The organism is Thalassospiraceae bacterium LMO-SO8, from assembly GCA_031655335.1.
Taxonomy (GTDB): Bacteria; Pseudomonadota; Alphaproteobacteria; order Rhodospirillales; family Casp-alpha2; genus UBA1479.
In genome coordinates this window covers 1,431,587-1,443,545 of sequence record CP134226.1, presented here as the reverse complement: position 1 = coordinate 1,443,545, position 11,959 = coordinate 1,431,587, and the positions used below count along the sequence as shown (strand labels likewise).

Here is an 11,959-nt window from a genome sequence, read left to right as displayed (position 1 = left end):
GACGGCGCCCGGGAGGCGCCGCACAGCAAAGGTGCGCGACCGAATGATGAAGATGCACATCCCTCACGACACGCGATCCCAGGACACGCGCCAGGGCGCCCGGCCCTTCAGCCATATCCTGGACCGGCTGCGCGGCGCCGGCCTGCGCCCGACGCGCCAGCGCATGGCCCTGGCCAAGCTGCTGTTCGAGGGCGGCGACCGCCACCTGACGGCGGAAATGCTGCATGCGGACGCGCAAACGGCCAACGTGCGGGTGTCCCTCGCCACCGTGTACAACACCCTGCATCAGTTCCACCGCGCCGGCCTGCTGCGCGAGATCGTCGTCGATTCCCAGCGCACCTACTTCGACACCAACATGTCGGACCACCACCACTTCTATTTCGATCAGTCGGGGGAACTGGCCGACATTCCCGGCGACCAGGTCGAGGTCGCGGCCCTGCCGGCGGCGCCGGACGGCATGGAAGTGTCGCGCGTCGACGTGGTCGTGCGGGTGCGCCCCCAAGGCGCCTGACGAGGGCGCCTGACGGCCGCGCAACGCACGCGGCCTTTGCGATACAGCCTGATTCCCTGTGTCCCGCCCCTTTCCAGGGGCCGGGGACGCCTGCCTTCATCAGATTAAAATAATTCTAAACTTGACAGCAAATGGCTGTCATTGCATAACCTTTATGCTTAAAAATCCTTGTCCACCAAACATACCAAGGGAGTTGCACACATGAGCCTCAAAGGCAGCCAGACCGAAGAAAACCTGAAAGCCGCGTTCGCCGGGGAATCCCAGGCCAACCGCCGCTATCTCTATTTCGCCCAGAAGGCCGACGTCGAGGGCTACAACGACGTCGCCGCCGTGTTCCGGTCGACCGCCGAAGGCGAAACCGGCCATGCCCACGGCCATCTGGAATTCCTCGAAGAAACCGGCGACCCGGCCACGGGCGAGCCGATCGGCCCGACCGGCGCCAACCTGAAGGCCGCCATCGCCGGGGAAACCCACGAATACACCGACATGTATCCCGGCATGGCCAAGACGGCCCGCGACGAAGGCTTCGACGAAATCGCCGATTGGTTCGAAACCCTCGCCAAGGCCGAAAAGTCCCACGCCGGCCGCTTCCAGAAAGCGCTCGACAGCCTGGACTAATCCGCCTGGATTGAATCCGCACGATCCGGTTGCGGCGCGGACGGTTGCCGTCCGCGCCGGGCCGGGTTCGGCCGCAACGCGCCGCGCGGCGAGACCGCGCGGGGTGGTTGCGGTGTTCCGACAGCTTGAATACCCGGTCAGACCGCTTTCGGGGGAGGAAGCGCGTCTCTGTCGATCCGCCGCCCGGATTTTCGCCGGGCCGCATGAAAAGGACATGACATGAGCGAAGGCAGCCTGGAAGCCCCGATCCGCCACGCGATCCCCTGGCAGGACCCCGATTTCTACGACGAGGAAAAGCTCGACGCCGAGTTGCGCCGGGTGTTCGACATCTGTCACGGTTGCCGGCGTTGCTTCAATCTGTGCGACAGCTTCCCCCGCTTGTTCGACCTGATCGACGAGTCGGAATCCGGCGAGCTCGACACGGTCGACAGCGCCGCCTTCAAGCCCGTGATCGACGCCTGCACGCTCTGCGACATGTGTTTCCTGACCAAATGTCCTTATGTGCCGCCCCATGAATTCAACCTGGATTTCCCGCATCTGATGCTGCGCGCCCGCGCCATCGATCAGAAGAAGGGCAAGGTGCCCTTCGCCGCCCGCGAGATGACCAAGACCGACCGCAACGGCAAGCTGGCCGCCGCCGTGGCCCCCGTCGTCAACTGGGCCTGCAAGTGCGACAACGGCCTGACCCGCCCGGCCATGGAAAGCCTGGCCGGCATTCACCGCGACGCCAAGCTGCCGGAATTCCATTCAAAGACCTTCCAGGACCTGGCCAAGACCCCGCCCGCCGTCGATACCGCCGCCCCGGCCCACGGGCGCAAGGCGGTGCTGTACGCCACCTGTTTCGCCAACTTCAACAATCCCGGCATCGGCACCTCGGCCCAGGCCGTGCTGGCCAAGAACGGGGTCGAGACGGAAGTGGTCTATCCCCGCTGCTGCGGCATGCCGCAGTTGGAACAGGGCGACATCGCCGCCGTCGCCGAGGCCGCCCGCGAGGTATCGGCCGAGCTGTGCCAATGGATCGACAAGGGCTACGAGATCATCGGCCTGGTGCCGTCCTGCGCCCTGATGATGAAGTTCGAATGGCCGCTGATCCTGCCCGAGGACGACAACGTGAAAAAGCTCGCGGCCCATACCTCCGACATCACCGAATATGTCGTCGACATCGCCAAGAAAGAGGGTCTGGCCCCCGGCCTGAAGCCGCTCTCCGGCGGTGTCACGGCGCATATCGCCTGCCACGCCCGGGCCCAGAACATGGGCCAGAAGGGCGCCGACATGCTGAAGCTGGTGCCCGATACCGAGGTCAAGGTGATCGAGCGCTGTTCCGGCCACGGCGGGTCCTGGGGCGTGACCAAGGAATTCTTCGAGGTCGGCCTCAAGGTCGGCAAGCCCGCCGCCCGCCAGGCGGCCAAGAACGAAACGCCCTTCGTGGTCTCCGAATGCCCGCTCGCCCGCGACCATATCATCCAGGGCATGGAGCGCCTGGATACGGACGTCAGCGGCATCAACCATGCCCAACACCCCATCGAACTGATGGCCATCGCCTATGGTCTGAAAGACTGATCGCATGCCCAAAAAGCACGAAATCACCCCCGCCGACATCCTGCCCATGGACGTCTACGGCCGCGAACGCGCCGCGCGCCGCAAGGCCATGACCGGGATCAAGCGCAACCGCCGCGTCGCCGTCGGCCCCGACGCCACGTTCTATTTCGAAAGCTTCGACACCATGTTCCATCAGGTGCATGAAATGCTGTTCATCGAAAAGGGCGGGGCGGATCAGATTCCCGACGAACTGTCGGCCTACAACCCCCTGATCCCCAAGGGCCGGGAACTGGTCGCGACCCTGATGTTCGAAATCGACGACCCCGTGCGCCGGGCGCAATTCCTGAACGGCCTGGGCGGAATCGAGGAAACGGTGACCTTCGAATTCGCGGGTGAAACCGTGAAGGGCGTTCCCGAAGCGGACATCGACCGCACCACGGCCGACGGCAAGGCATCGAGCGTGCAGTTCCTGCATTTTCCCTTCACCGACGCCCAGGTCGCGAAGTTCAGGGACCCGGGCACCCAGGTCCAGTTGCAGATCGCCCATGAAAAATACGGCCACATCGCGATCCTGCCCGCCCCGGTGAAGGACGCGCTGGCCAGCGATTTCGACTGATATTTTCCGGAATTCGGAAACGGCGCGGCGGGCCTTGGGCCCGCCGTTTCGTTATTCGACGGCTTCGTCCTTGCGCACGCCCCACAGCTCGACCCGCCGTATCCAGCCTTCGAATCCGGCGGCGCGGACCCGGCACCAGCCGCTGTCCTTGGGGCAGGCGGCGATGCGCACGATGACGTCGGGCTCGAGGCGCGCCAGGGCGCGGGCGTTGGCGTCGGGATCGGCGCGCAGCGTGCGCGTGCGGCCCAGCACGATGGCCGTGCGCTCGCCGTCCAGCATGGTCTGATGGACCCAGCCCTGGGTGCCCTGGTGGTCGCGCACCTTGCGCCAGGTCTGGAACTCGGCGATCACCTCGATGGGCAGGTGGCGGCGCCGGTAGACCCAGTCGACGGGATACTGCACGCCGGGGCCGGACCGCATGTTGACCTCGCCGGCGCGCAAACTGACGAAGCGCGGCAGCGGCTGGCCCGAGGGGGTGTTGGAGGTCGTGCCGGAGGCCTGTCCCGGCGCCTGTGCCCACACGGCCTGGGGAAGCAGGGCGGCGGCCAGCATGATGGCCGCCAGCGCCACGGCTCGGCGCCAGATGGCGATGGGGCGTGCGGTTTGGCTGCGGCGGGCGAAAAGCCGGTTCATTCGGGTCCTCGGGTCCTGGGGCGCTGGGGGGAATCAGCGAATGCGCCCAAGCCGGTCCTTGGCGTCGGTCTTGCAGGACTTATCGCCATCACGGCGCAGGCCGTCAAGGCCCTTCCCGGATATGCAGCCCCGGTCGCCGACCGCCGTTTCATGATGCTATAGACAAGGGATGTGATAACTTGCTATGGCCCAGCGGAACGGAGAAAACCCGCCATGCCCAACAAGAAACCCCGCGTCGTCGTCACGCGCAAACTGCCCGACGCCATCGAAACCCGCATGATGGAACTGTTCGACGTGCAGTTGAACCTGGACGACAAGGCGATGACCAAGGCGCAGCTGATTGCCGCCGTCGCCAATGCGGACGTCCTGGTGCCCACGGTCACCGACCGCATCGACGCCGCCATCCTGGCCCAGGCCGGCGACCGCTTGCGCCTGATCGCCAATTACGGCACCGGCGTCGACCATATCGATCTGGCCACCGCGCGCCAGCGCGGCATCACCGTCACCAACACCCCCGACGTCCTGACCGAGGACACGGCCGACATGACCATGGCGCTGTTTCTCGCCGTGTCGCGGCGCATCGCCGAGGGCGAGCGCGTCATGCGCACGGGCGGCTGGCCGGGCTGGTCGCCGACCTGGATGCTCGGCCACCGCATCAACGGAAAGCGTCTCGGCATCATCGGCATGGGCCGCATCGGCCGCGCCGTGGCGCGCCGGGCCCGGGGTTTCGGCATGGCGGTCCACTACCACAACCGCAAACGCGTGCACGAATCCGTGGAAAACGAGCTGGAGGCGACCTATTGGGAAAGCCTGGACCAGATGCTGGCCCGGGTCGATCTGGTCTCCGTCAACTGCCCGCATACCCCGGCCACGTACCATCTGCTGTCGGCGCGGCGCCTGCAGCTGCTGCAGCCTCATTGCATCATCGTCAACACGGCGCGCGGCGAGGTGATCGACGAAAACGCCCTGACCCGCATGCTCGAGGCGGGCGACATCGCCGGCGCCGGCCTCGACGTGTTCGAGCATGAGCCAGCCGTGAACCCCAAGCTGCTGGCCCTCGACAACACGGTTCTGCTGCCCCACCTGGGCAGCGCCACCGTCGAAGGCCGCATCGACATGGGCGAAAAGGTGCTGATCAACATCAAGACCTTCGTCGACGGGCACAAGCCGCCGGACCGCGTGCTGGGCGACGCCTTCTGATCCCGCCCGGCCCGCCCTGGGCCGGATCGCAACAGGGAACGGGCCGCGCCGCGGCGCCGATACCGCCATGCATATCGCCCAACCCCTCCACGTGCAGCCGATCCCCTTCGTGGATCCCGTGGACGCCTTCGAAGCCTTCGCGGACGACCCCGTCGCGGCCCTGCTCGACAGCGCCGACGCGGTCGGCGGGCGTGGGCGCTACGCCTTTCTGGCGGGCGACCCCTATCATGTGCTGGAGGCCGGGGCCGCGGACGACCCCTTCGGCCAGTTGGCCCGGGAACTGGCCCGCGTGCGCACGGAAACCGTGCCCGGCCTGCCGCCGTTCCAGACCGGCGCCGTCGGCGTGCTGGGGTACGAGCTGGGCTCTGCCCTCGAACGCCTGCCCGCGCGCAAGCCGGGGGGCCTGAATTTCCCCGACATGGTCATGGGGTTCTACGACACGGTCGCCGTGTTCGACATGAAGCTGCGCATGGCCTGGGTCCTGGCCAGCGACGTCACGGGCACGGGCGGCCGCCGCCGGCCGGGGCGCGAGGCCCGGGCCCGCGCCATGGCGGCGCGCATCAAGGACGCCCGCCCGGTGGCCGAGCCGCCGCATCCGGATCTGACCTGGCGCGCCGATCAGACCCGGGCCGAGATGGAAGCCCGCATCGCCCGCGCCATCGACTACATTCACCTGGGCGACATCTTCCAGGCCAACATCGCGCAGCGTTTCCTCGCCGACCTGCCGGCGGGCATGCGGCCCTATGACGTGTACCGGCGGCTCCGGCGCATTTCCTCGGCCCCCTTCGCGGCTTTCCTCAACTGCGGCAAGGGCCGGGCGGTGATCTCCGCCTCGCCGGAACGGTTTTTGTCGTTGGGCCCCGGCGGCGTCATCGAAACCCGGCCGATCAAGGGGACGCGCCCGCGCGGCGTGACCACGGACGAGGACCGGGCGCTCGCCGCCGCCCTGATCGCCTCGGAAAAGGACCGGGCGGAAAACCTGATGATCGTCGATCTGTTGCGCAACGACCTGTCGCGGGTCGCGCGCATCGGCTCCGTCCGTGTGTCCAAGCTGTTCGAACTGGAAACCTTCGCCCGCGTCCATCATCTGGTGTCCGAGGTCCAGGCCGACATCGCCGAGGGCCTGGACGCGGTCGACCTCCTGCGGGCGACCTTCCCCGGCGGCTCGATCACCGGCGCGCCCAAGATCCGCGCCATGGAAATCATTCACGAGCTGGAGCCCGTGTCGCGCGGGCCCTATTGCGGGGCCGTGGCCTGGCTCGGGTTCGACGGGGCCATGGATTCCGCCATCGCCATCCGCACCATGACCCATGTGGACGGCGTGGTCGCGGCCCAGGCCGGCGGCGGGATCGTCGCCGACAGTGACCCGGCGGACGAATACGAGGAAACCATGACCAAGATCAAACCGCTGCTGGCGGCCCTCGACGGCCGGGTGGCCCTGCCATGATCATTGATCTCAACGGCGATCTGGTCACGCCAGCGGACGCGCGCCTCGATCCCTTCGACCGGGGCTTCACCCTGGGCGACGCCATTTTCGAAAGCCTGCGGGTGCGGGACGGGGGGCCTGAATTCGCCCCGGAACATCTGGCGCGGCTGACCCGGGCCTCCGCCGTCACCGGCATTCCCCTGCCGTTCTCGGAAGCGGACGCGATGGTGCGCATGGCGCGGCTGATCGCGGCCAACAAGATGACCGACGCGGCGCTGCGCCTGACCGTCAGCCGGGGCGCCGCCGCCCGCGGCGTCGCCGCACCCAAGGCCCAGGACTGCCGGCCCACGGTGGTGATCTCGCTCCACCCCCTGCCGCCGACGCGGGGCGCCGTGGTGGGGATGATCACGGCAACCGTGACCCGGCGCAACGAGCATTCGCCCTTTTCCCGCGTCAAGGCGACGCCCTACCTGGACAGCATTATCGCGCTGGAGGAAGCCCGTGCCCAGGACGCCCAGGACGCGGTGTTGTTGAACACGGCGGGCCGCGTGGCGTCAGCCTGCTACGCCAATCTGTTCGCGGTGATCGACGGAACGCTGGTGACCCCGCCGCTCGCCGACGGGCCGCTGCCGGGGGTGACGCGGGGCCGCGTGCTGGCGGCGCTGGGCGGGGCGGAAGAAAGCCTGATGCCCGAGGACCTCGCCCGCGCCACCGAAATCTTCCTGACCAACAGTTTCGGGGTGCGCCCCGTGGCCGTGCTCGACGGGCGGATGCTGGCCCCCCTGCCCGGCCCGATGACCCAGAAGGCGCAGGCCCTGGTCGGCTAGCCCATTTCGGCTAGATGAACAGGACCGCGCCGTCCTTGGAGGCGTCTTGTCGCAAAACCCACGCGGGCCCATCGGGGGCGCGACGGTTGTTTTGCGCATCAATCAGATAAAAATGATGGCGCCGTCCTTGGAGGCATCATTGAGGAAGGTCACGAGCCCGCCCGGCTGCACCGGCACGTCGTCGCGCAGGGGCATGGCCTCCAGCCCGCGGGCGCGCAGGCCCATCTCGCAGATCATGAAGGCGACATCCATTTCCACGCAGGCGGCAAGCAGGGTCTCGAACGTGGCGACCCCCTGGGCCTCGTAGCGGTCGTCCAACGTGCCGCCGGGCTGCACATGGTCCTGGCCGCCCAGGCCCTGGCCCACGGGCAGGTCGCGCCAGGCGTCGTCGGCGCCCAATGCCTTGCAGGCGTCCATGGTGAAAAACAGGGTCACGGCCCGGCCGATGGCCGCCGCCGCCGCCGCCGTCGCCAGGGCGTAGTGGATCTTGTCGTACTCGCCCGCATAGACGATGACGGAGAGCTTGTCCGGCGGTGTCGTGTCAGCCGGCGGCGCAGGTTCGGCCATCTGCGGCCCCCTCGTGGCTGGTGAGGTCGACGATCGTCGGATTGTCGCCGCACAGCGGGCAGCCCGGATCGGCCTTGACCTTGATCTTGCGGAAATTGGCGGCAAGCCCTTCATAGACCATGAGGTGGCCCGACAGGCTGTCGCCGGTGCCGAGAAGCTCTTTCAGGATTTCCGTCGCCTGCAACGATCCCATGGTGCCGCACAGCGCCCCCAGCACGCCGGCCTCGGCGCAGGACGGAATCTGGCCCGGCGGCGGCGCCTCGCGGAAGATGCAGCGGTAGCAGGGCCCGTGATGTCCCGCGCCGTCGGTTTCATGGGCCTTGAAGGTCGCCAATTGGCCGTCGAAGCGCAGGATGGCGGCGGTGACCAGGGGCTTTTTCGCGAAATAGGCGGCGTCGTTGATGAGGAACCGGGTCTCGAAATTGTCGGAGCCGTCGGCGATCAGGTCGTAATCAGCCATCAGGTCGAGGGCGTTTTCCGGCGTGATGCGCTCGAAATGAGGGACCAGGGTGACGTCCGGGTTGATGGCGGCGAGCGTCGCCTTGGCACTTTCCACCTTGGGCATGCCGACGGACGCCGTCTGATGGACGATCTGGCGTTGCAGGTTGGACAGGTCCACCGTGTCGCCGTCGATCACGCCGATGGTGCCGACCCCGGCGGCGGCCAGGTACATGAGCACGGGTGAGCCGAGCCCGCCGGCGCCGACGACGAGAACGCGGCTCGACAGCAGCTTGGCCTGCCCGATGCCGCCGACTTCCTTCAGCAGGATGTGCCGGGCGTAGCGGTTGACCTGATCCTCGGTGAAATCCGTGAATTCCATGCGGACCCCTATTCGCCCAGGCCCGCGAACAGGTCGGTGGACAGGTAGCGTTCGGCGAAGCTCGGCAGGATGACGACGATGCGCGTGTCCACCAGCTTGTCCCGCGCGGCCAGCTCCAGCGCCGCCGCCACGGCGGCCCCGGACGAGATGCCGCAGGGCAGGCCTTCCAGCCGTGCGATCTTGCGCGCCGTCTCGATGGCGCGGTCGTTGCCGATTTGCAGAACCTCGTCGATTTCCTTGGTGTCCAGGTTCGCCGGCACGAAACCGGCGCCGATGCCCTGAATCTTGTGCGGCCCCGGCAGGCCGCCGGACAGGATGGCCGAATCCTCGGGCTCGACGGCGACGACCTTGAGCTTGGGATTGTACTTGCGCAGAACCTGGGCGCAGCCGGTCAGCGTGCCGCCCGTGCCGACGCCGGACACCAGCACGTCGACCTTGCCGCCGGCATCCGTCCAGATTTCCTCGGCCGTGGTGGTGCGGTGGACTTCCGGATTGGCCGGGTTTTCGAACTGTTGCAGCATGATCGCCCCCGGCGTGGCATCGACGATCTCCTTGGCGCGCTCGATGGCGCCCCGCATGCCGAGGGGGGCCGGGGTCAGCTCCAGCTCCGCGCCCAGAAGATAGAGCATCTTGCGCCGCTCCAGCGACATGCTTTCGGGCATGGTCAGGATCAGCCGGTAGCCCTTGGCCGCCGCGACGAAGGCCAGCGCGATGCCCGTGTTGCCCGAGGTCGGCTCGACCAGGGTGGCGCCCGGCTGGATGCGGCCGTCGCGTTCGGCGGCGGCGATCATGTTCATGCCGATGCGGTCCTTGACCGACGACAGGGGATTGAAGAACTCGCACTTGCCGACGATGTCGGCGGCGACGCCCGCGTCCTCGGCCATGCGCTTCAGGCGGACCAGGGGGGTGGCGCCCACCGTGTCGACGATGCTGTCGTAGATGCGCCCCCTGAATTCGCCCTGTTGGGCGGCGTTCTTTGCCGTGTCCATGGGTTTCGTCTCCTCCGGTTGGGTTGCCTCTTAAGATGAGGGCGCTAGATGGTGAAATCCAGGTTGGGGCGGCCTTCGCTGTCGACCCCGGCCTGATGGGCCTTCAGGCACAGCTCGTCGATCGACGTGGCGTCCAGGCGGACCATGGCGGCCTCGCGCAACTCCGCCCACAGGGGCCGCACCACCTTGAGCCCCAGGTCCGAACCGTCGGCGTCTTCCAGAATGTCGTCGGCGCCGTCGGCGCCCGCGATGACGCGCACGATGTCGCCGACGGAGATGCGCCGCCGTTCGCGGGCCAGGCGGTAGCCGCCCTTGGGCCCCCTGACGCCGACCAGAATCTCCGCCTTCACCAACTGTTGCAGGGCCTGTTCCAGATAGCGCCGGGGAATGCCCTGGCGGCGCGTGATGTCGCGGCTCTGCACGGGCTGGGCGCCCATGTGATAGGCCACGTCCAACACCGCCTCGATGGCGTAAAGGGTCTTTTTCGACAGTCGCAGCATGTGGTCAGCTTCCCCCCGTTCCGGTCGACCCGAACCCGCCGGCGCCGCGCGCCGTGCCGTCCAGGTCCGCCCGTTCGTCCCAGGCGATCCGCGTCACCGGGGCGATCACCATCTGGGCGATGCGCATGCCTGGTTCGATTTCAAAGGTTTCGGCGCTTAGGTTCACCAGGATGACCTTGATCTCGCCGCGGTAGTCGGCGTCGATCGTGCCCGGGCTGTTCAGCACCGTAATGCCGTGCTTGGCGGCCAGGCCGGAGCGCGGCCGCACCTGCGCCTCGAACCCCCGCGGCAGGGCGATGGCGATGCCCGTGGGCACCAGGGCGCGGGCCATGGGATTAAGCATCATGGATTGATCCAAGGCGGCCAAAAGGTCCAATCCCGCCGCATCCGCCGTGGCATAGGCCGGCAGGGGCAGGGCCGCGCCATGGGGCAGGCGCTGGACGGGAACGGCAAGCGCGCTCATTCGGCGGTCGTGTCCGTCGTCGCGGCGGATGCCGTGACATGATCGGCGATGCGTTGGGCCAGCCGTTCGCCGACCTGGGCCTTGGTCTGCGGCGGCCAATCTTCGACCCCCGATCCGGTGACCAGATGCACCCGGTTCATGTCGCCGCCGAAGGTGCCCGTTTCCGGCGACACGTCGTTGGCGCAGATCCAGTCGCAGCCCTTCTTTTTCAGCTTGGCGACGGCATGGCCGACCACGTTTTCCGTCTCGGCGGCGAAGCCGACGACCAGGGCCGGGCGGGTTTTCCCGGGCGCCGCGAGGGCGGCCAGGATGTCCGGGTTTTCGGCGAGCGCCAGGGCCGGCAGGCTTTTGCCGTCCTTCTTCATCTTCTCCGGCGCCGCGTCGGCGGTGCGCCAATCGGCCACGGCGGCGGCGCAGACGGCGATATCGGCGGGCAGGGCTTCCGTGCAGGCGGCCAGCATGTCGCGGGCCGTCTCCACATGCACGGTGGCGACGCCGGCGGGATACTTCAGGGCGACCGGCCCGGTGACGAGCGTGACGCGCGCCCCCAAGGCCGCCAGCGCCGACGCGATGGCGTGGCCCTGCTTGCCGGACGACCGGTTGGCGATGTAGCGCACGGGGTCGATGGGCTCATGGGTCGGGCCGCTGGTGACCAGGGCGTGCAGGCCCGCCAGCGGCTGGCCGCCCTTGAAAAATTCGATCAGCGCCTGGGCGATGTCGAGCGGTTCGGACATGCGCCCGGGGCCGAATTCGCCGCAGGCCATGTCGCCCTCCTCCGGGCCGATCACGGTGACGCCCCGCGATGTAAGCGTGTCGATGTTGGCCTGGGTCGCCGCGTGCTGCCACATGCGCACGTTCATGGCGGGGGCGACGATCACCGGCTTGTCCGTCGCCAGCAGCGCCGTGGTCGCCAAATCCGTGGCCAGCCCATGGGCCATCTTGGCCAAGACGTCGGCCGAGGCCGGGGCGACCAGGATCACGTCGGCGTCGCGGCTCAACTGGATATGGCCCATTTCCTGCTCGTCCGTCAGGTCGAACAGGTCCTGATAAACCTTGTCGCCGGAAACCGCGCCGAGGGCCAAGGGGGTCACGAATTGCGCCCCGCCCTGGGTCAGCACGCAACGCACGGCGGCCCCCCGCTCGCGCAGGCGGCGCACCAGATCGGGCGTCTTATAGGCGGCGATCCCGCCCGTGACGATCAACAGGATGCGTTTTCCGGAAAGCATGTTCCTGGGCTGTCCCTTGCTGGC

Annotated in this window: 14 protein-coding genes; 7 read left to right on the top strand and 7 right to left on the bottom strand. The window is 67.9% G+C overall.

Going from position 1 to position 11,959, the window contains the following annotated elements:
- The first annotated feature begins 52 nt into the window (after positions 1 to 52).
- From RJ527_06995 to RJ527_06980, 4 genes are all read left to right on the top strand, one after another.
- Positions 53 to 511, top strand: a complete 459-nt coding sequence (locus RJ527_06995) for a Fur family transcriptional regulator (protein ID WND78030.1) — start codon at positions 53 to 55, stop codon at positions 509 to 511.
- 201 nt (positions 512 to 712) lie between these two features.
- Positions 713 to 1,129 (top strand): rubrerythrin family protein, encoded by a 417-nt coding sequence (locus RJ527_06990; protein ID WND77482.1) that lies wholly within the window; start codon positions 713 to 715, stop codon positions 1,127 to 1,129.
- Positions 1,130 to 1,348: 219 nt separating this feature from the next.
- Positions 1,349 to 2,689, top strand: coding sequence for a heterodisulfide reductase-related iron-sulfur binding cluster (locus tag RJ527_06985; GenBank protein WND77481.1), 1,341 nt, complete (start codon positions 1,349 to 1,351; stop codon positions 2,687 to 2,689).
- A gap of 4 nt (positions 2,690 to 2,693) precedes the next feature.
- On the top strand, positions 2,694 to 3,284 hold the full coding sequence (locus RJ527_06980) for a DUF3501 family protein (protein ID WND77480.1): 591 nt from the start codon (positions 2,694 to 2,696) through the stop codon (positions 3,282 to 3,284).
- Positions 3,285 to 3,335: 51 nt separating this feature from the next.
- On the opposite strand, the gene RJ527_06975 is transcribed toward RJ527_06980, so the two are convergent.
- Positions 3,336 to 3,917: an SH3 domain-containing protein gene (locus tag RJ527_06975; GenBank protein ID WND77479.1), complete on the bottom strand. Its 582-nt coding sequence runs from the start codon at positions 3,915 to 3,917 to the stop codon at positions 3,336 to 3,338.
- Positions 3,918 to 4,130: 213 nt separating this feature from the next.
- Between RJ527_06975 and RJ527_06970 the strand changes: the two genes are divergently transcribed.
- The 3 genes from RJ527_06970 to RJ527_06960 all read left to right on the top strand — a co-directional run bounded on the left by RJ527_06970 (position 4,131) and on the right by RJ527_06960 (position 7,370).
- Positions 4,131 to 5,117: a D-glycerate dehydrogenase gene (locus tag RJ527_06970; protein WND77478.1), complete on the top strand. Its 987-nt coding sequence runs from the start codon at positions 4,131 to 4,133 to the stop codon at positions 5,115 to 5,117.
- A gap of 67 nt (positions 5,118 to 5,184) precedes the next feature.
- Positions 5,185 to 6,564, top strand: coding sequence for an aminodeoxychorismate synthase component I (gene pabB / locus RJ527_06965; protein WND77477.1), 1,380 nt, complete (start codon positions 5,185 to 5,187; stop codon positions 6,562 to 6,564).
- Positions 6,561 to 7,370 (top strand): aminotransferase class IV, encoded by an 810-nt coding sequence (locus RJ527_06960; GenBank protein ID WND77476.1) that lies wholly within the window; start codon positions 6,561 to 6,563, stop codon positions 7,368 to 7,370. The genes pabB and RJ527_06960 overlap by 4 nt, the downstream gene beginning before the upstream one ends.
- Positions 7,371 to 7,472: 102 nt before the next feature.
- On the opposite strand, the gene RJ527_06955 is transcribed toward RJ527_06960, so the two are convergent.
- Genes RJ527_06955 through coaBC form a run of 6 tightly spaced genes read right to left on the bottom strand, consistent with a single transcriptional unit; the run spans position 7,473 to position 11,935 of the window.
- Positions 7,473 to 7,937, bottom strand: a complete 465-nt coding sequence (locus RJ527_06955) for a DsrE family protein (GenBank protein ID WND77475.1) — start codon at positions 7,935 to 7,937, stop codon at positions 7,473 to 7,475.
- Positions 7,912 to 8,757, bottom strand: a complete 846-nt coding sequence (gene moeB / locus RJ527_06950; protein WND77474.1) for a molybdopterin-synthase adenylyltransferase MoeB — start codon at positions 8,755 to 8,757, stop codon at positions 7,912 to 7,914. Before moeB ends, RJ527_06955 begins: the two co-directional genes overlap by 26 nt.
- A gap of 8 nt (positions 8,758 to 8,765) precedes the next feature.
- Positions 8,766 to 9,746: a cysteine synthase A gene (gene cysK, locus RJ527_06945; GenBank protein WND77473.1), complete on the bottom strand. Its 981-nt coding sequence runs from the start codon at positions 9,744 to 9,746 to the stop codon at positions 8,766 to 8,768.
- A 44-nt stretch (positions 9,747 to 9,790) separates the two neighbouring features.
- On the bottom strand, positions 9,791 to 10,246 hold the full coding sequence (locus RJ527_06940; GenBank protein ID WND77472.1) for an Rrf2 family transcriptional regulator: 456 nt from the start codon (positions 10,244 to 10,246) through the stop codon (positions 9,791 to 9,793).
- A 4-nt stretch (positions 10,247 to 10,250) separates the two neighbouring features.
- Positions 10,251 to 10,709 carry a dUTP diphosphatase gene (gene dut, locus RJ527_06935; GenBank protein ID WND77471.1) on the bottom strand — a complete coding sequence of 153 codons (459 nt, stop codon included), beginning with the start codon at positions 10,707 to 10,709 and terminating at the stop codon, positions 10,251 to 10,253.
- Positions 10,706 to 11,935, bottom strand: a complete 1,230-nt coding sequence (coaBC, locus tag RJ527_06930) for a bifunctional phosphopantothenoylcysteine decarboxylase/phosphopantothenate--cysteine ligase CoaBC (protein ID WND77470.1) — start codon at positions 11,933 to 11,935, stop codon at positions 10,706 to 10,708. The genes dut and coaBC overlap by 4 nt, the downstream gene beginning before the upstream one ends.
- Positions 11,936 to 11,959: the final 24 nt, after the last annotated feature.